The 17,808-nt window shown below is 62.9% G+C and carries 19 protein-coding genes; 8 read left to right on the forward strand and 11 right to left on the reverse strand.

The window, feature by feature from the left end; all coding sequences use genetic code 11:
• Window positions 1-59 precede the first annotated feature (59 nt).
• The gene (locus F4Y45_05415) at window positions 60-860 is read left to right on the forward strand and encodes a hypothetical protein (protein ID MXY23944.1); all 801 of its coding nucleotides are present in this window, start codon (window positions 60-62) and stop codon (window positions 858-860) included.
• Window positions 857-4,162, forward strand: a complete 3,306-nt coding sequence (locus tag F4Y45_05420; protein MXY23945.1) for a DEAD/DEAH box helicase — start codon at window positions 857-859, stop codon at window positions 4,160-4,162. Before F4Y45_05415 ends, F4Y45_05420 begins: the two co-directional genes overlap by 4 nt.
• Window positions 4,163-4,597: 435 nt before the next feature.
• Here the strand turns inward: F4Y45_05420 and F4Y45_05425 are convergent, their stop codons facing one another.
• Genes F4Y45_05425 through F4Y45_05440 form a run of 4 tightly spaced genes read right to left on the reverse strand, consistent with a single transcriptional unit; the run spans window position 4,598 to window position 7,013 of the window.
• Window positions 4,598-5,095: a hypothetical protein gene (locus F4Y45_05425; GenBank protein ID MXY23946.1), complete on the reverse strand. Its 498-nt coding sequence runs from the start codon at window positions 5,093-5,095 to the stop codon at window positions 4,598-4,600.
• A gap of 57 nt (window positions 5,096-5,152) precedes the next feature.
• On the reverse strand, window positions 5,153-6,301 hold the full coding sequence (locus F4Y45_05430) for an AAA family ATPase (GenBank protein ID MXY23947.1): 1,149 nt from the start codon (window positions 6,299-6,301) through the stop codon (window positions 5,153-5,155).
• A 20-nt stretch (window positions 6,302-6,321) separates the two neighbouring features.
• Complete coding sequence (locus tag F4Y45_05435; protein ID MXY23948.1) at window positions 6,322-6,735, reverse strand: type II toxin-antitoxin system VapC family toxin; 414 nt, start codon at window positions 6,733-6,735, stop codon at window positions 6,322-6,324.
• Window positions 6,732-7,013: a hypothetical protein gene (locus F4Y45_05440; protein MXY23949.1), complete on the reverse strand. Its 282-nt coding sequence runs from the start codon at window positions 7,011-7,013 to the stop codon at window positions 6,732-6,734. The genes F4Y45_05435 and F4Y45_05440 overlap by 4 nt, the downstream gene beginning before the upstream one ends.
• Window positions 7,014-7,214: 201 nt before the next feature.
• On the opposite strand from F4Y45_05440, the gene F4Y45_05445 reads away from it, so the two are divergent.
• Together F4Y45_05445 and F4Y45_05450 are read left to right on the forward strand one after the other, a co-directional pair.
• A complete protein-coding gene (locus tag F4Y45_05445; protein MXY23950.1) occupies window positions 7,215-7,523 on the forward strand; it encodes a toxin-antitoxin system HicB family antitoxin in 309 nt (102 codons plus the stop codon).
• A complete protein-coding gene (locus tag F4Y45_05450) occupies window positions 7,520-8,011 on the forward strand; it encodes a GNAT family N-acetyltransferase (protein MXY23951.1) in 492 nt (163 codons plus the stop codon). Before F4Y45_05445 ends, F4Y45_05450 begins: the two co-directional genes overlap by 4 nt.
• A 106-nt stretch (window positions 8,012-8,117) precedes the next feature.
• Here the strand turns inward: F4Y45_05450 and F4Y45_05455 are convergent, their stop codons facing one another.
• From F4Y45_05455 to F4Y45_05465, 3 genes are all read right to left on the reverse strand, one after another.
• Window positions 8,118-8,357, reverse strand: coding sequence for a DUF433 domain-containing protein (locus F4Y45_05455; GenBank protein MXY23952.1), 240 nt, complete (start codon window positions 8,355-8,357; stop codon window positions 8,118-8,120).
• A 123-nt stretch (window positions 8,358-8,480) separates the two neighbouring features.
• A complete protein-coding gene (locus tag F4Y45_05460) occupies window positions 8,481-8,771 on the reverse strand; it encodes a hypothetical protein (GenBank protein ID MXY23953.1) in 291 nt (96 codons plus the stop codon).
• Entirely contained in the window at window positions 8,768-9,025 is a 258-nt protein-coding gene (locus tag F4Y45_05465; GenBank protein MXY23954.1) for a hypothetical protein, read from the reverse strand. Before F4Y45_05465 ends, F4Y45_05460 begins: the two co-directional genes overlap by 4 nt.
• Before the next feature lie 95 nt (window positions 9,026-9,120).
• Between F4Y45_05465 and F4Y45_05470 the strand changes: the two genes are divergently transcribed.
• Together F4Y45_05470 and F4Y45_05475 are read left to right on the forward strand one after the other, a co-directional pair.
• On the forward strand, window positions 9,121-9,282 hold the full coding sequence (locus F4Y45_05470; protein ID MXY23955.1) for a hypothetical protein: 162 nt from the start codon (window positions 9,121-9,123) through the stop codon (window positions 9,280-9,282).
• 14 nt (window positions 9,283-9,296) lie between these two features.
• The gene (locus F4Y45_05475) at window positions 9,297-10,025 is read left to right on the forward strand and encodes an alpha-ketoglutarate-dependent dioxygenase AlkB (GenBank protein ID MXY23956.1); all 729 of its coding nucleotides are present in this window, start codon (window positions 9,297-9,299) and stop codon (window positions 10,023-10,025) included.
• A gap of 148 nt (window positions 10,026-10,173) precedes the next feature.
• Here F4Y45_05475 and F4Y45_05480 read toward each other — a convergent pair whose 3' ends face one another.
• Complete coding sequence (locus tag F4Y45_05480) at window positions 10,174-10,395, reverse strand: hypothetical protein (protein ID MXY23957.1); 222 nt, start codon at window positions 10,393-10,395, stop codon at window positions 10,174-10,176.
• 196 nt (window positions 10,396-10,591) lie between these two features.
• On the opposite strand from F4Y45_05480, the gene F4Y45_05485 reads away from it, so the two are divergent.
• Complete coding sequence (locus F4Y45_05485; protein ID MXY23958.1) at window positions 10,592-10,870, forward strand: DUF433 domain-containing protein; 279 nt, start codon at window positions 10,592-10,594, stop codon at window positions 10,868-10,870.
• A 6-nt stretch (window positions 10,871-10,876) separates the two neighbouring features.
• Window positions 10,877-11,113 (forward strand): DUF433 domain-containing protein, encoded by a 237-nt coding sequence (locus F4Y45_05490; GenBank protein ID MXY23959.1) that lies wholly within the window; start codon window positions 10,877-10,879, stop codon window positions 11,111-11,113.
• A gap of 373 nt (window positions 11,114-11,486) precedes the next feature.
• Here the strand turns inward: F4Y45_05490 and dgt are convergent, their stop codons facing one another.
• The 3 genes from dgt to F4Y45_05505 form a co-directional block, all read right to left on the reverse strand.
• The gene (dgt, locus tag F4Y45_05495; protein MXY23960.1) at window positions 11,487-12,854 is read right to left on the reverse strand and encodes a dNTP triphosphohydrolase; all 1,368 of its coding nucleotides are present in this window, start codon (window positions 12,852-12,854) and stop codon (window positions 11,487-11,489) included.
• 517 nt (window positions 12,855-13,371) lie between these two features.
• Window positions 13,372-16,620, reverse strand: a complete 3,249-nt coding sequence (locus tag F4Y45_05500; GenBank protein ID MXY23961.1) for an ATP-binding protein — start codon at window positions 16,618-16,620, stop codon at window positions 13,372-13,374.
• An 873-nt stretch (window positions 16,621-17,493) separates the two neighbouring features.
• Entirely contained in the window at window positions 17,494-17,724 is a 231-nt protein-coding gene (locus F4Y45_05505; protein ID MXY23962.1) for a hypothetical protein, read from the reverse strand.
• Between the last annotated feature and the right edge of the window lie 84 nt (window positions 17,725-17,808).

The raw sequence follows: 17,808 nt of genomic DNA on the forward strand, positions 1-17,808 counted from the left end.
CGAGCCTTGGGACCCTTGGCAGTGAACATGGAGCTTGGCAGCGCCGCTGGGGAGCGCCGATGAAGGTCGGTGCGGGCAGGGTCGTCTACGGAATCGGCAGCGCCCCCTGTTCGGGGACCGGCCTGCAATGGTCAGACGACGAGTTGAACGACGCAATGGACGGGCGGGTTGCGACCGTCCTCTTTGATGATGACGGCAAGGCGAACATCGAGGAAATCCTCGCGGGATTGGCCGAGACAGCATTTGCCCAGGACGGGCTGCGTCGCGTGTTGCAAGATCCGGACGAAATTGAGGACTGGCGCGTGGGCGAAGCGATCGCGGAAACCTACCTCACCGACCATCGGTCATGCAGCTTCCCCTGGCCGCATGGACGCGACGAGAGAAAGAGCGGGTCGAGCCTGCCGGGTGCAGACCTAGTCGGATTCGCGACAGACGACGACGGCGACTGTTTCGCGTTCGGCGAGGTGAAGACATCGAGAGAACGCGAGTATCCTCCGGGAACGATGTACGGTCGGACGGGATTGAAGCGGCAACTGGAAGATCTGCGTGACCGCAAAGCCATACGCGACGATCTCGTGAAGTACCTCGGTCACCGAGCTCGGTCGGCGCACTGGCGAGGGCGGTTCGAACGTGCCGGAACCAGGTATCTGCGGAACGCGTCCGAAGTTCAACTCTACGGCTTTCTTGTTCGCGACGTAAGACCCCATCAGGATGACTTGCGGGTGCGCATCGGCGAGCTTAGCGCCGGATGTCCCGACGGGACACGTATCGAACTGCTGGCACTCTACCTGCCGCCGGAGAAACTGGACGGCATCGGGATGGCAATGATTTCACGACGGGCAGGAGGAGTGGAACGGTGAGCCTGTCGCACACGACACTGGAGGCGCTCAATGAACATTGGGCGGTTGCTGCCATTGGGGCCGACGAGCTTGCGCGCGCCGAGGAACTCGTCCATCAGCGGTTGGCACGGAGAGCGGTCGGCAGGCAGATCAGCTTCTCGTTCGCGGAAAGCGCCGAGGATGAACCGTTCCTGGAAAGGGTGGCGCTCGCCTTTGAACTTGCGGCCATCGAGGGCCTCGATGAGCTGAGCCGTCCGGCGGGAAAGAACCGGCATCTCCGTAACCAGGCTGTGGCTGCTTCGTTCCGAGCCTTCGACATTCGTCGCCTTCTGCCCGTGCCTACGGAAAGCCTGGATCGCCTGTTCTTCGTGCTTCAGCTCTCCGCGATCGCCTATTGCGGTGATCGCTGGTCGGACCTGCGGCGCTGGTATCGAGAACAGGAGGAGGCGTTGAGGGCACCGAGTGTCGCGGACGCAGAATGGGACCGCAGACTCCTGTACAGGCTCTTCGATTGCTGGGTCCGGCTCTTCCGCAAGGAGGGTTGGGACGATCTTGATCGGATCCGCGAAATCATCGCCGGCTTGCGCGACGACCAGCAGACTCACGAAGAAAGTCGTCTGCACAACGGTTCAGAGGTGGCGAACCGAGCGATCGCCCTCCGCCTAGCGGCACTCTACAACTGGGCGAAGGGCACTGAGACGCTCGCGAGATACATGCTACAAGGCCAACCGGGCGATCCGTTCGGCACGCTGGACAAGCACTTCGAGGCGGGGATCAAGGCCGCGGCCGCGTCGAGGGATGCGCAGCACGAGGTCGTCCTGCGATGGCTGCACGCGACGGCACGGATCATGGTGACGAATTCGCTGTGGTGGGCGACCCGAACGGTCAATTCACGGACTTCGGACTTCGTGCGGTCTCTCACGCACCGAGAACACCAAGCCATGTTCGAGTTGCTGCCGCCACAACGCGCTGCGTTGCTTGAGCAGGGGCTCCTCGACCAAGCGAAAACCGCGATCGTGGTCGACATGCCGACCTCGGGCGGAAAGACGCTGCTCGCGCAGTTTCGCATCCTTCAGGCGTTAAACCAGTTCCGGGGCGACGAAGGATGGGTCGTCTACGTTGCGCCAACGCGGGCACTGTCAGCGCAGATCACCAGGCGTCTGCGCACGGACTTCGAGCCAATCGGCCTACTGGTCGAGCAGTTGACCGCAGCGGTCGAGGTGGACGCGTTCGAGGAAGAGCTGCTGACCGACAAGGGCCAGCCCTTCGACATCCTAGTCGCGACACCAGAGAAGCTATCGCTGGTGATCCGGAACAGGAAGGTGGATCGTCCTCTTGCGCTGGTGGTGATGGACGAAGCGCACAACCTGGAATCGGAAGGCCGGGGCCTGCGGATCGAACTATTGCTGGCGACGGTCAAGCGCGACTGCCCGCAGGCGAACTTCCTTCTGCTCATGCCGTACGTTGAAGGATCGGAGTCGGTGGCGCGCTGGTTGGCGCAGGATATCGACGCGGGAAACGCCATCAGTCTTGGTACGGTTCCATGGAAGCCAAACGAGCGGATTATCGGCCTGTACCGGGCCGTGGCCGATGACGAAGTACGCGGCGGCTGGCACCTCGACTTTGAGACGCTGACCGCGACGGAAAAGGCCATGCCTCTTCACGGAACCCACCGCGTGGGGAGTGTGAAACCAATCGACGTACCGAAGAGCCAAGTGCTTGCCAAGGGGGTGCAAAAGGGGCTGGGGCTCCAGACGGCGGCAATTAGCGCCGTGATGTCGTCACGAGGCACGAGCGTTGCGGTAGCCAACAGCATTCCCACGGTCTGGAAGATGGCGGCGGAAGCGGCGCGAAGCCTTCCTGAGTTGGATGAAGTGCCATCTGATATCCGGTTGGTTCAGGACTTTCTGCGCACCGAGATCAGCGCCAACTTCACGCTTGTCGGCCTGCTCGACAAGGGTGTGGGTGTGCATCATGCGGGGCTGTCTGATGATGTGCGAGGGCTGATGGAATGGCTCGCGGAAACAGGCAGCCTTCGGATGCTGTGCGCGACGTCGACGATCGCCCAGGGCATCAATTTTCCGGTTTCCTCGGTCTTCCTGTCCTCGCGCTATGTGCCGCAGGGGAACAGGTCGGTGAAGATCGCCCCGCGGGAGTTCTGGAACCTAGCCGGGCGCGCAGGGCGAATCGGTCACGACAGCGTTGGGGTCGTTGGTCTATCCGAGGGGACAGATCGCGATGCGTTGATCGAGTTTGTGAGCCGGAACACCGGCGCACTCGTCTCCCGTCTCGTGGTGTTGCTGGACGAGCTTGCGGCCCAAGGGAAGTTGGCGCAACTGTCGGACGTGCTGTGGAAGGATCAATGGGAGGACTTTCGCTGCTACATTGCCCATTTGTGGGCAGAGAAAAAGAACCTGGACGCGGTGCTCGCGGACTCCGAGCAGCTCTTGAGGCAGACCTTCGGATATACCTCAATGCGAAACGACCCGGAGCAGAGACGGAAGGCCGACGCGCTTCTGGATGCGACGCAGAAGTACGCGCGCGAACTCGCGGCCATGCCAAAGGGTACCGCCGAACTTGCCGACTCGACTGGCTTTTCACCTGAAGGGGTCCGGGCAGCAATGGGCGAGATGGGCAACCTGGAAAGCGGGTTGACTGCTTCGGACTGGGCGCCGGAGAGCCTGTTTGGCACCGGTGGCAGGATGGCTGACCTGTTCGGCGTCATGTTGCGGGTGCCGCAACTCAGGCAGGACCTCGTAGAACTCGGTGGTCGGGGATTCGACCGGAGCCGAATCTCCGAGATCACAAACGACTGGGTGAACGGAAGGGGACTTGAAGCGATTGCGCAGGACTATTTCCGCCGCGAGAAGGACGACGAAGCGGGCACGGCTGCGTTGACAGATGCGTGCCGGGCGATCTATCGCACCATCGTCAACAGCGGAACCTGGGGCGTTTCCGCGCTGAGTCGAGTGTCCGGGATCGACTTCGACGCGCTTTCCGAAGCCGACAAACGGCGGATCAACGCCCTCCCGGCGATGATCTATCACGGTGTGAGCAGCGAGGAAGCGGTTCTCATGCGGATGAACTCGGCACCTCGAAGCGCTGCGGAGGCGTTGGGCGGCCTGTACCGGGAAATGACCGGCTCGGACGAGAGCCGGTACTCAGTCGGTGACGCGCGGCGCTTCCTGCAGGGACTGGGTACCGAAGGCTGGGACGGGGTACGACCAGAAGGTGCGGCCTTGACCGGCACAGGATACAAACGTGTCTGGGAGATTCTCTCGGGCGAAGCAAGTCAGTCCGCTTCCCTCAGAGGCGGACCATAGAGTTGTTTGGCATGGGACTTCGTTCCAAGACGGGCGCTACGCCCTGCGCCGCTTCTCGGCATCGTCGGCGGACGGACTCGCCGCTTAGATCAGGACGTTGATGTCAACGAACCGAATGCCGGTCGTGCAAGGCGTCGCGACTGAGATTGTCGGCCGCCCTGAATCCGCTGCGGGTCGCGCAGATGTCTTCGAAGATCTCGTCCAACAACCGCCCTCGGCGTTCGCCCTCCGTCTCCGCTGGACGCGCCCGCGTGCTCCGCATCATGTAACGTGTCCTCTTAACCTTCTAGCTTGGCTACGTCTGGCAGGCGCCCCAGGAGCCATCAGTCCTGATGGATCACACTTGTCCGTGGTACAGTGGGTCCAATCCACACTCGTGGAGGGGGATGGCCCGCGCGGGCCAGCGTGGGGAAAGTCGGCCTTGGCCGGCTTTTTCTATTTCAGGTAAACAAGACGCTCCCATATAACCACGGAGATTCTGCCGTCGTAGCGCTGGCGGTTGTACTTCGCTGTCGCAACCGCGATGAGCCGCTCGGGGAATGTGCCGTCAGCGTCTTCTGCGCCTGACTGCTCGACACGTAGAACGTCCCATTCTTCCAGATGGACCGGAATTCTCCCGTGGGTGGCCTTGTCAATGACGACGCCGAAGACGATGATGGGAGTAGCCTCAACCAGTTCGATCAGAGTGTCGTCGAACGCTGTGCGGACATCGTCATCGCGAAGGACGTGCAACGGCCCGCGCCTGTGGAGGAGCCGGTCGGCCTGTCGCCGGATCTGATGCGATGTGCGGTAGTTGATCCGCAGCGTATGGGATCGTCCGCGTACGTCGACACCGGGACGTCCATCTCCGCATACCGCAGTTTCTGGTAGCCGGTGACGAACGATTCCACGCGCTTGGAAGGCGTCTCTCCCGCGAATCGAAATGCGGTGCAAGCACGTCGTTGACGAGCGTCTCCTCGGTCTCGCCCTCAACGTGCGACAGCAACCGGCTCACGGCACAGGCCCGTTCTCGCGATCTTCACGCATTGGCCGTCCGCCGAACTGGTTCTTTTCCCACAGTTGACCGAGGCTGTAGTCCTCCAGCCACGTCTTCAGCGCAGCGCCGTCAAGCCGCGTGAACAGTGTCTGCCCTGCCACACGTTCAGCCACCAGGACATCCTCCGGTCGGAAATGGTCCAAGAGTAGCGGCGACTGGGTCGCCAGAACGACCTGCGTCTCGACCGACACCTGCTTGATGAGCGCTGCGAGGATCGTAATCGCGGCGGGGTGCAAGCCGAGTTCGGGCTCGTCCAAGAGGATTACGGACGGCCGCAGGAATACGGGCTGAAGCAGTACCGTCGCCAAAGCGATGAACCGAAGCGAACCGTCGGAAAGGGACGATGCAGCGAAGTAGGCGTCCGACGCCTGGTGCTTCCATTCGAGACGAATCGTCTCTTCGTTGAGCGCCAACGGTTCCAGACGGAAATCGTCGAAGAAGGGCGCAACGCGCTGGACGGTTCGCCGGATCAGATCGTAGGAATCGGCGTGCTTGCGGGACAGGTAGTACAGGAAGGCCGCCAAGTTGGCGCCATCACGACGCAGAAAGCGATTGTCGTTTACTTCCGCCGTCTTCTTGAGCGGCGACGCTACGCCCGTGTCATGAAAGTGGTAGACGCGCCAGTCGTCTAGATACCTTCGAACACGATCGACGAATTCATGGTCTGGACGGTGCCTATAGCGCTGGCTGATCCACGCTTCAGAACCGTATCCCCCCGCCGACCCTACGGTCAGGGGATGGCCGTCCCGGTACTCGACGCAGTCTTCGTGCACCGGACGCAATCCGTCCGCATCCGTCGCCGTGAGCGTGATCTCGTAGCGGTTGCCTTCGCCTCCGAACGATACGTGAATCCGCAGCTTCGGTGTGACCTTGGCGCCAAAGTGCAGAATCCTGCCCGCTCCTCCGGACCGGACGACGTATTCCTTGAGTCGCCCGGCACGGATCTCACCGAGAAAAGAGAGTGCGTCGATGAAGTCCGACTTTCCGGCTCCATTCGGCCCGATCAGGATGTTGATTGGCCTCAGAGGCAAGCGCTCGATGCACTTTATGCTCCTGAATCCTTCTACCGTGATGCAGTCGAGCACCGGCTTTGATGTTCTGATCGCCTGCGCGGTCTTGCGCGTCACGCGTCGAAGGGATTCAGCACGGGGACGCCGAGACCCTCGACGTCCGGCGCGTTGCGTGTGACCAAGGTCATGTCGTGCACGCGGGCGGTCGCGGCCAGGAGCCCGTCGATGACGGGAATCGGGCGAACAGCGCCCAAGCGGCCCCAGACGTCGGCGACACGGCCGTCGATCGGCAGGATGCGGTCGGCGTACGACGTGACGACATCCTCCAGCCAGCGTTCGAGAATCTTCGCCTGGTGGGAGTCGCGCCGGCGAAGGCGCTCGATACCCTGCCGGACCTCACCGGTCACGACGACGCTGATGAACAGATCGGCATCGTTCACGTTTGCGAACCAACTGGCGACATTGGCGTTGCACCGGTCTGCCCTGCGCACCTCCGAGATGACGTTGGTGTCGAGGAGGAACATCAGAGCTCGATATCACGGCCCGGATCGCGGGACCGATCGAGGTCGAGGTCGACCGGACACGAGGCGAGGAGCTCCTTGAAGCCGCGCGGGCCACGGACTCCCAGTCGGTCGCGCAGCAGCGCGCGCGTGGTGGCGTGGCGATCCGGGTCGCGCAGCGCCGTGGCTACAGTACGAATGAGCTCAACGTCGTCGTGGCGCACCTTGACCTCGCACCGCACCCATCCGCCGCGCTTCAACCGGTCCCGATAGCCGCGTACGGCCAGCGTCTGCCTGCTCGCCACACTTCCCTCCTTTCCGGTAATGATACCGGAAATCGGGCGAGCCCATCCCGCCCGGCTCAACTGCAACCGTCGTGCGCTACGGTAGTACGGGTCGCGACCGGCAGATTCCCGGTGCTCTGTTGGTTGGCAGGAATCAGCCTCGCTGAGCCGTGTTCGACGCACGGCGGCTCGCGCGACTGGACGCCGAGAGGTGACTGGGATATGGACGTAACTCTCAACTTGACTCCGGAACTCGGAGACCGCCTGCAACGCGCAGCTCGAAAGCACGGCGTGTCCACCAACGAGTACACGCGACGGCTCCTTGATCGGCACGTACCGGGCGACGGTCAGGCTGCGGCTCTTGTGTCCCTGCTTCAATCCTGGATTGACGACGAGGGCGACGCCGGTGAACAACGAGAGACTGGCGAGTACCTCGTGCACGCGTTGGACGAAGACCGTCTGTCCGGCCGGCAGTTGTTCCCGACGAAGCACAAGGGTGCCACGATTGTCGAACCGCAAGGGCCTGAGTGACGATCCGCCACGCGCGTAACGCTGACCGGGAGGCGCTCGCTGCGATCGTGCTGGCGGCGATCCGCACGGGCTTCCCGACGTTTCTCCCCGCCGACGTCGTGGAACGCTGGCTTGCGGACGATGCCGTCGGGAAGTACGTGGCATCGCGCTGGGAGTCGTGCCACGTGGCCGAAGAGGCCGGCGATGTGGTTGCCTGCTGCTTCACCGAGGGCGACCTGCTCGACCTGCTGATGGTGCATCCCGCCCGGCAGGGCCGCGGCATCGGGGGCGCGCTGCTGGCGGACGCCGAGGAGCGCCTCTTCGAGGCGCACACGGTCATCCGGCTGGAGAGCTTCGTAGCGAACACCGCCGCTAACCGGTTCTACCAGGCGCGCGGCTGGCGAGTTGCGGCTCGGAAGACGGACCCTGACACCGGCGCCGAGACGGCCCTGTTCACCAAGTCTGTCGCGGCCGCCTCACCGCAGGCCGTGACCCCGCGCTCGGGCTGACCTCGGGCTTTGGCCCCGCCGCCACGGCGCGCCGCTCACCGGCGCCGCCGGACAACCACGCCGGATCGAACAAGAATGATCACGAAGCAGCCTCGGCGTTCCCTGGTCAAACAGGATTCGCATGCTCAACTCTGGAGTCCAGATGCTTGACTACGTGCTCCAGGACCGCCTTGACCTGCCATGCCTCCACCCCGGGAAACCAGTCCAGAAAATCCTCTACGGTTGCGCCTTCCGCCAAGTTGGCGAACAGGCTTGATACGGGCACCCGGGTGTTCTTGAATACGCAGGCGCCGCTCAGCCTTCCCGGTACGCTCTCCACCGCAGGACACGTTGCCCAATCCGCCATGTCGCTACCTCTCTGCTTCAAGCCTGCAGCGTACCGCCGCCTTCCCGCAGCAGGCTCTACACCCTGCGCCGCTGCTCGGCATCCTCGGCGGACGGACTCGCCACGTAGATCAGGACATTGGTGTCAACGAACCGCATGCCGGTCGTGCAAAGCTTCGCGACTGAGATTGTCGGCCGCCCTGAATCCGCTACGGGTCGCCCGGATGTCTTCGCAGACCTCGTCCAACAACCGCCCTCGGCGTTCGTCCTCGGTCTCCGCATCCGACCCGCGCGCACCGCTTCCGTCGGAACCGTCGCGAACGAGACGTTCGAGGAAACTCCGCACGAGTGCTGACACGGAGGTGTCCAGTTCGGCAGCGCGAATGCGGGACTGTCGATACGTGTCGTCGTCCACCGACACCGTGATGTTCTTCATCGCACCAGCGCCGGTCCCCGCAGCAGACGCAGTGCGGCAAGCCGCCGGTCGCCCCGCAGCTCGTCGAGCTCAGCCGACTGATAGAGCCGCGCGATGATCCATTCGTCGGACGTAACCGTTGCCTCGCCGACCAGCCGCGGGTTTCCCCGGTCCAGCCGCAGCCGTTCGACCGGAACCCTCGCGGTCGTCTCAAGTTCCATGGTCACCCCGCTGCGCACCGTCGCGTGACGGTGGCTCCCATCCCGCATCGCCATGTCACAAAGATAGCCGATGCCGGCCGCCGCTCAGACTCGGAACACCTTCATCACCTCGTCGCCGAGGTGCTTGGTGACCCTGACGGCGACGAACCTTGCGGCGCGCGGGTAGACCCAGCGGATCGCCGAGCAGCGCCGCACGTCGGAGGGATCCGGCTCCCGTTCCCGACGACCTGGTGCGCTTCTCGGTCGGCATCGATGCGGCGGAGGACCTGATAGTCGACTTCGAGCAGGCGTTCGACCGCCTGTCCGCGTGAGGAGCTTCGCCCCCATGGCGCAGCCTTGCGCAAGCGTTCGTTTGCTCGCCTCACAAGGGAGTAGAACAATGGTCTCCAACGGTCAACTGAGCATGTTCGAATCCGACACCTCCGCGGCGTTGCTGCCGTTGCCGGAGCACCTCAACTACGGCATTCACGATCGCGGGATGCACAGGATTCCGGGGATACACGGTCTGCACTACTACCCCGGGTTCCTCGACGAGCACGATCAACACATGTTGATCGACCGCATCGATGCGAGACCGTGGCGAACAGACCTGGAACGTCGCGTCCAGCACTACGGTTGGCGCTACAACTATCGAACGCGAACCGTAACACCGGATATGGACCTCGGGCCGTTGCCCGATTGGGTTAAAGAGATTGCGGCACGGCTGTACACCGAAACAAGACTGTTTGACCGCATTCCAGATCAGGCAATCGTCAACGAATACCAGCCCGGGCAGGGAATCGCCTTGCACGCGGACCGGCAGTGTTTCGGTGACACCGTTGCCACGCTATCGCTGGGCGATGACTGGGAAATGCGCCTGCGGCCTGTAGGAGGATCAGCAGCGGAAGACAGACGTATTCTGCTCGCCCAAGGATCTGTGCTTATCTTGACCGCTGACTCTCGGTCACGATGGATGCACGGCATAGACAAGCGCAGAACGGAAAAGAGCGCTGTCGGTCAACGTGATCGCCGGCGACGTTTGTCGTTGACATTCAGGACCATGCTGGCTCGCTGAGAGCCCGGCCCAACGAAAAGACGTTCTCATCGTCCGAGTTCCTCCGGGGGGTTCCTGAAGGCGGCGTCCACTGGGCCGGTGCGCCGCCTGCTGGCCGGCGCCGCGGAGCAGGGAGCAGGCCGGCCGGTCTGCTTCGTGAGATTGTTCTTCAGTTCGAAGGTGAACGCCCTGCCATCACAACGAGGCGTCGCCCCGTCTCCGCTTTCGCCCGATCACGGTCGTACAGTTCGTCCCGCGACAGATTGTCGATAGAACGCAGCCCCACACCCTGCGCTTCGAAATCCGCCACAACCTCCCGCAGCAGCCGCCGACGCCGCTCCAGCAGCGTCTCCGAACCTACCTCCTCGACCGATACCGTGATGTTCCTCATCGTCACAGTCTTACAGTTTCAGCGTATCGCAACTCCAGGCTCCGCCTGCGTTCCCGCGCTCCCCGTGCCGCCGCACCGTCTCCGCCGATGGATTGGCAGTCATTAGGGAGAACGTGAAGTCGAACTCGCGGGACGGGAAGGCACCGTTGGCGAGGAAGGACGGTGACCGCGACCACTTGACACATATACTGCAGGCATGACGCGACTGGATCGAATCACTCGTGATCCCGACGTCATGGGTGGACGCCCATGCATTCGACGGCTTCGCGTTACGGTCGGGACCATCGTGGGACTGCTGGCCACCGACCATCACGCAGACGACGTGTTGGCCGCCTACCCGTATCTTGAGCGCGACGACATCCGCCAAGCGCTGGCCTACGCTGCATGGCGCAGTGAGGAGCAGGAAGTCGCGGTCGGTTCAGCCGACGAGCCCGCGAGCCTCGACGGCGGGGTTGCGAGCCGGTCGGGATGGTGAATTAGCATGGAGAGGATGCAGTCTGAATCGTGCTCCGTCGCCCACAGCGACCCCAAGATCTCCGGGGGCACGCCCGTCTTTCGCGGCACACGGGTGCCGGTTCAGTCGCTCTTCGACTACCTTGAAGGCGGAGAGACTCTCGACCAGTTCCTCTATCAGTTCCCGTCGGTGACGAAGGAGCAGGCGCTCGCTGCGCTGGATCTGGCGCGCGATTTCATCCTGGCCCGTGCGCGTTCTGCTTGACGAGAATCTGCCACGCGCTCTCGCCTCGGAACTCACGGGGCACGACGTCAGCACCGTGCAAGCCGCGGGTTGGTCGGGAACTCAGAACGGTGAGTTGCTTCGGCAGGCTCGCGAGAGATTCGATGCCCTGTTGACCATGGATCGGGGCCTCCCGCACCAACATAATCTGAGCCTCCTCGGCCTCCGCGTGCTGATCATCCGCGCGCCATCGAACCGCATGGTCCACCTGAGATTTACTCACCCTTCGTCGATGACCTTGCGCGTGACCGTACTGCGCCGTGACGAACCTGTGGTCCCGTCGTTCGCTCGTTTGCCGCGGAACACCGCCCAAGAGGCGGAGGTCCGGATGTTGAGATGGTACCAGAAGGATGCGTCACCGCTCAGGTGTGTCCTGGCTCGACAACCTATCGAAGACGGAGCCCATTCTCGGGCTAAACAGACGATCATAGGTCTTGATTAGAAATCTGTCGGTCATGCCAGCGACGTAGTCGCAAATCACGCGGTCCTTCTTCCGCGGTGTGTTCGCGGCCTCATACTGACTATAGGGGTCCGCTGGCAGAAACGACTTCGGGTCCGACTTGAGGGCTTCAAAGACTGACACCACCATTTTCTGGCCCTTGAATTCGAGATGTTGAACGTTCGGACTCTCTATGACCTGTCGCGCTACGATGTCCTTCAGACTTCTGAGGAATTTGTGCTGCTCGGTGTCGAGGCGGGCGTTATAGCGAATCAATGGCTCTTCGAACTGCTCTCGCTCAACTATTGTGGTGTTCGTTACGAAGTAGTTGACCAATTCACCGACTATTCGCTTGCTCCTTGTGCCGCCTGCGAACAACTCCCTAACAAAGCGGTCGTAGATGTCGTCATGCTCGTCGACAGGGCGACGGTTCTTCATTGCATCTAAGAATAAACCGCACTTCTTTTTGGTAACGTATTTCCTAAAAACATCAATGGAAATTAGGTCCAACGCAACAGCGTCTTCCAGATCGTGCACACCATACGCTATATCGTCGGCGACATCGACTATGCTCGAGTCCAGCGAACGATAGCGCGGCTTGTAGTGCTTCTCGGCACAAGCGCTAATGCTCTGGAAGATGCGTCGGTCATCATCGGTCAAAGGACTCAGTATCCAGTCGACAACATCTTGCTCGCTATCCAGAAAACACTTTGGGGGAGTCGACTTCTTTCGGTCAATGATACGAATAGACGTAGCGTGTTCGTCCATGCATGGCTGCATTGCATCGTTGTTGACCTTGCTGTAAGGCGCCGGGTACTTCAAGACGCCAAGCAGGGTGCGGCGCGTCAAATTGGAACCGTCCTTCGACGAGTAGTGTTCTAGTCGAGAGAGAATACGTAGCGTGTGCGCATTGCCCTCGAACCCGCCTGCGTTGCGCATACAATAATTCAATGCGACTTCCCCGCCGTGGCCAAATGGAGGATGGCCCAAATCGTGAGTGAACCCTATAGCCTGAAGAGACGTGATGGAAGGTAGACAGTCCAGACGAGGCGAAGACGTTCGCGCCAGGTGAAGCCCTATTCCGCCGGCGATTTGGGCGACCTCCAGAGAGTGCGTGAGACGAGTTCTGTAGAAGTCGCTGTCTCCTAGATTAAGAATCTGAGTTTTTCCTTGGAGCCTGCGAAACGAAGCGGAGTGGATGATTCGCGCATAATCGACATCGAAGGGTCCCCTTGAATCCAGAGGTGAAGGCGTCCATTCACCACGGCGCTCGTGCCAGATCACCGCATCAACTCCGGGGCCGGACAGTGAAATACGTCGAGAACTCTGAACCCGAGGGAGCGCGGACTTGCTGTGGCGGGAAAGAACTGCATCATCGGCGAATCCTCTCTACTCGATGAGCGGCACGTGGCAAATGGTACTACCCCCTAGATCCAGTTTCGTGGGCCGCGGGGTCGCCTTTGGCATGTACCCCTGTGCGGGAACACTGAGAGTTGTGGACGAGGCCAAACGGAAGAGTAGTGCCAACTTCGCCGAGCCGCCGGCACGGCGCAGCGGTGCCACCCAGTTCGCGGAGCGCCCGAAGGCACAGTGCCCCCCCGGAGGCACACGATGTTGGTGGCAACCGTAGAATCTCCCGTTCGTTCGCGTGCACCTCTCCGGGTGGACAGCGTCAGGCCACGGTCTTGACGGGACGGGCCGTCTTGGGCCTTCCTCCGCACTCCATTCCCCCTCCAGACGAACATCTTGACATGTTGGGTAGCTGACGTGGGCGCGCGCCTGCGACCGAGCCGCGATGAGTTCAGCCGCGGCTTCCGAACCGACCGACCGCCTGGCCGAACGGCAGTCCGTCCTCCCAGACCGCGCGGGCGATCCGGAAGCGCGCCTCGCCTTCTACGATCTCAAGTTCGACTGCGCCGCGTGGCTCGCGAGCCGCGTCCGCGGCTTCCCGCAGGAACTCATAGTCCGACAGTGCCGACTCGAGGCGCGCCCCAATCCCAAACACGACACGGAGTCTCCTACGGATCGTCTCGCCGGTGGGCGCGTCGTCGCCGAGGGGGACCACACACAGCGCGAAGCCGTCGCCGAGTTGGCAGGCGCGAGCCGCCTGGACGGGCGTCATCTTAAGTCGGTCGATCCTTGTGCTCTTCACCTCGATCAGCGTCCTGCCGCGGCTGCCGGAGAGTTCGAGACCGACCTCCTGCTCGTCCTCGACGAAGTCGCTCTCGACCTCGAAGTCGGACCCGATCCCGGTGCGCCGTACGATTAGTCCGCGGCCCTCTAGCTCCTGCCGCAAAAGCTGCTCGACCAAGCTCCCGATCTCTTGGTTCAGCCTGATCTTGTTCCGGCGGATCCTCCGCTCTTCGATGGAGTCGATGATTTCCGGGTGCTCTCGAATCTCGGTCGCCAGTTCGCGAACGCGGTCAACGTCGCCCGCCGCAGCGGCGAGGTCCTGCATGGACGCGATCAGCGCCAGCCGCTCGTCCTCATCGCCGGCGACAACTCGGAGAGCGAGGTCCGCACGGCTGATCGCCAAGGCGTCCAGAAGCTTCTCACTCCGGACCCCGGACAGGATCTTCGAGGTTTCCGGCGAGTCCGCCAAGAGCCCCGCCAACGACTCCGCCGATGCCGTTGTGGCGCGTCGACCGCTGGCGTCGAGCGGTACCCACCGCCGACGGCGGAGCGGCGCGAGCCATGCGGCCCGGTAGGTCCTGTGGCTGACCCCACATTCGCACTCGACCTCACATTCCTCGAAGGCGCGCTCGTCCGCATCGACCGCGAACTCGACCAAGAACCGGACGAGTTCCGTGGCGCGCTTCCTGCTCTTGCGCGCCGTGTCGATTAGTCCGATGTCGGGCTCGACGAGGCAGGCGACGTCGGATATCTCCACCTCCTGAGTCGACTTGTGCGACCCGCCGTCAAGCTCCGGTAGCGGCTCGTCCGGCAGGAACGCCTCCACCACGCGCTGCGTCTCGATCAGCGGGGACGCGTTCACGTAGCCGCTCGCGGCTAGCCGGCGCCACACCTCGGGATCGCCAGCGGCACAGGTTTCCGCCAGGACCCTGCGTCTCGGGAACAAGGAAGCGAACCGCTGCGCGTTCTCGGGCCAGGTCGCGAGCGGCGCCAGTGGCCGCGCGGGCGCTTCGCGTCCGCGTTCGAGAAGCAGTACGGCGACTCCTTCGTCCGACCGTTCGGACGTCGGCACCGGATAGCCCTCCAGGCGCTCGAAGTAGTCCGGATGGTCAGCCATCCAGCGGAACAGCCTGACCGCCCACAGTGCGAGCGGTGCCCTGATCACTTCCTCCCGGCATTCCTCCTTGACGCGCGCCAAGACCCTGTCGAGCAGTTCCGGCTCCCGCTGCGACGCGAGAAGCTCCGCCAGTCCTTCTAGCTCTACGTCCTTGTCGAGCAGTTCGTCGCGGATCTCCAGCCCGAACGCCCCCGCGATGTCCTTGAGTTCTTCGGAGATTCCCTCGTCGCGGTGAAGGTCAGGGCGGCGGCGCAGCCCGCCGCTCTGGGTCGGTAGCAGGTTGTGCTCGTCGAGCAGCCCGGTTTCGCCAGCGTCCCGCGCAAGTTCGAGCAGAGACACGAGCCAGGACAGACCGGTGCCACTCGCCAGTCGCTCCTGCAGTTCGTCCACGCTGCCCGCGTCGCCGACGAGCCGAGCGACTTTCGTGATTGTGAGCGCCTCGCCCATGTCTTCGTGCGATCTGTCCAGGAGTCTCCGCCAGCCGGAGAGGTTCCGCGACCAAGAGGCTAAGTCGTCGAGGCAGGGCAATCTTGCCTCTGCCCCTTTCCACGACGACATGAGCTTCCACAGCCGCTCGCGGTGCGACGGCTCGTCGGTCGCCGGCAGCCACGCTGCCTGCGGCTCGATCCATTCCCCGCCTGCGGTCCGCATAAGCGGAGTCTCGCGTGCCTTGCGCACCAATCTGGTCAGCAGCGGGCTGAACCACGGGGCGCTGTCTGCCCAGTCAGGTAGATACGTAGTGTCGAAGGCCAGCATTCGCTCCGCGCCCGCCCACTTCTTCTGGGCGCACCACTCGAAGAGCTGCTCCTGGTGCCGCATGGATTCCTCCAGAAGCCGCCTGTTCTCCTGCGCGCCTAGCGAGTCCCCGGCCACGATGCCGTCGCGGTCCTCGCGGGGCTTGAATCGTCGGCTGTTGACCGTGGCCGGGAGCCCCAGCCGCTCGCTACCGATGAGAGGGAACAGCACGAAGAGCTTCGCCGCCGTCTCCTGCGCTTGGTCGACCTCCAGCCCGGATTCGCCGCGGCGCAGCTGCAGCGCCGCGCAGCACTCGGCATCCGCGCCCGCGACTGCGACGAAACGCGACAGTTCCCCGCGTTCCGCCACGTGCCGAATCGTCAGGACGCTGCCCTCTTCTTCGCTGCCCCGTGAGAGCTTCCACTCTGAGCCGGAGGCGTCCACCGCGATCTCTTTGATTTCCGGGCAGAACGCTAGGACGAGCGGTCCGCTCCGGCGAAGCTCCTCCAGCCCGGTCTCCGCCAGTTCGCGCGCCCCCGGTTCAGCGATAGCGTACGCGAACGAGGTGATAGCATCCGGTGCGGCTCGGGCATCCTCCACTGACTGCTCGAACGCAGCCCACGACCGTTCCATCGCTTCGCGCAGCTCTTCGGCGGTCCCGCCCGCGCGGTCCAGCGGGAAGTCGAATCCGCGCGAGTCCTCGAGCCGTCCGGTGACGCGGATGATCTCGGAGAGGAGGTGCGTGGCGAGGAATCCCGAGCCGAACTGGCCGATGTCCTCGAAATCCTCGATCTTCGTCGAGCCATGGTAGATCAGATGTGCTATCTCCTCGGACGCAAACGGCCTGCCGTCGTGCTCGAATCGGAACTCGGTGGCTGAGACGTGGGCTCGGATCCGGACACCCTGTCGGTCTGCCGCGTCGCGGGCATTTTGAAGCAGTTCCCAGATCCAGCGCGCACCCAGTGCGCGACGGTTGTCCTTGATGCGGTCAAGGTGCTTGAAGACCGCCTGCGCCGTGTTGTCTACGAGTACTTTGTTCCTGGCGTTCTTGAGTCCTTTGGTCATCTGCGGATTTCCACGGGGCAGGTCGTCGCCACGGGTTTCTCGCTCGGCTTCGGGCTACGCTCCCGCCGGACGCGACGGCCACCGGGCATTGTAGAGTCGCGGCGTGATCGTGTGCTTGGCTTGGGGATCGCTCATCTGGAATCCGGGAGAACTGCCCGCTGTCGGCAGATGGCGGCCGGACGGCCCCCGGTGTCCGCGTCGAGTTCGTGCGCAAATCTCGTGGCGACCGCCTCATTCCGGTTCTCGACAAGGCCGCCGACGCCGTGCCCAGCCTCTGAGCACCGCTGGCCGTCACCGATCACGAAGAGGCGGTGAGGAAGTTGGCAAAGCGAGAAGGCGGCCAGCATCCTCTTCCGACCAACAGAATCGGGCTGTGGCCAGGCAATGTCCCCGAGACCATCATCGACCTGGACTCGTGGGCGGCGGCACAAGGCGTCCAATACGTGATTTGGACAGACCTACCGCCGCGCTTCACCGACCCGACGACAGGCCAAGATCGGAACGGTCGGCGCCCCGACGAAGACCAGGCCGTTGAGCATCTGCGACGCCTAATCGCTGACGACCGGGCTGCGAACGCCGAGAAGTACATCCGTTTGCACCGGAGCAGATCGATACCGCCTACCGTCGCCGTTTCGTTCGCGAATTCGGATGGACGTCCTAGACTCCCTGTGCATAGAGACGCCTCCACGACCTCCCTACAGGCGGCGCAACGCGTTTCCTGACTACCCGGGCCTTTAACACGTCCCTCTACATCCTGCGTCGCGCGCGAGGTGCCGTCTGCGTCCCGGTGTTGAGATCAAGTCGTACACCGGGCACACCATTGCCAGCGCCGAACAGGGGTACCGCGGTGCCGAGTCTCACTGCTGACGGCGTCTAGTTCCTAGCTGGGCGGGTTGGGTAGGTCTTGATCCAGTAGTGGTCAGGCGGTGAGTAGCCGAGAGCTCTAAGGTGCTCCACGGCTTCTCTGAACAGGTGGTCGCAGATGTCTACGTCGCCGTACTTGCCGGTGTAGTAAATGAGGCGTCCATCCGGTGCCGTCGCTCTCACCTTGTAGCGCGTCGTTTCACTGTCTGGATCGAGTTCGATGTCAACGCGAACTCTCACCACTCCACCCCCACGGTCATCTCGTAGATCCTCGCTCGTCCCCCCAAAACGGATAGCCGATAGCACTGTGTTTCATTCTGGTCG

Source organism: Acidobacteriota bacterium, from assembly GCA_009838525.1.
GTDB lineage: Bacteria > Acidobacteriota > Vicinamibacteria > Vicinamibacterales > UBA8438 > VXRJ01.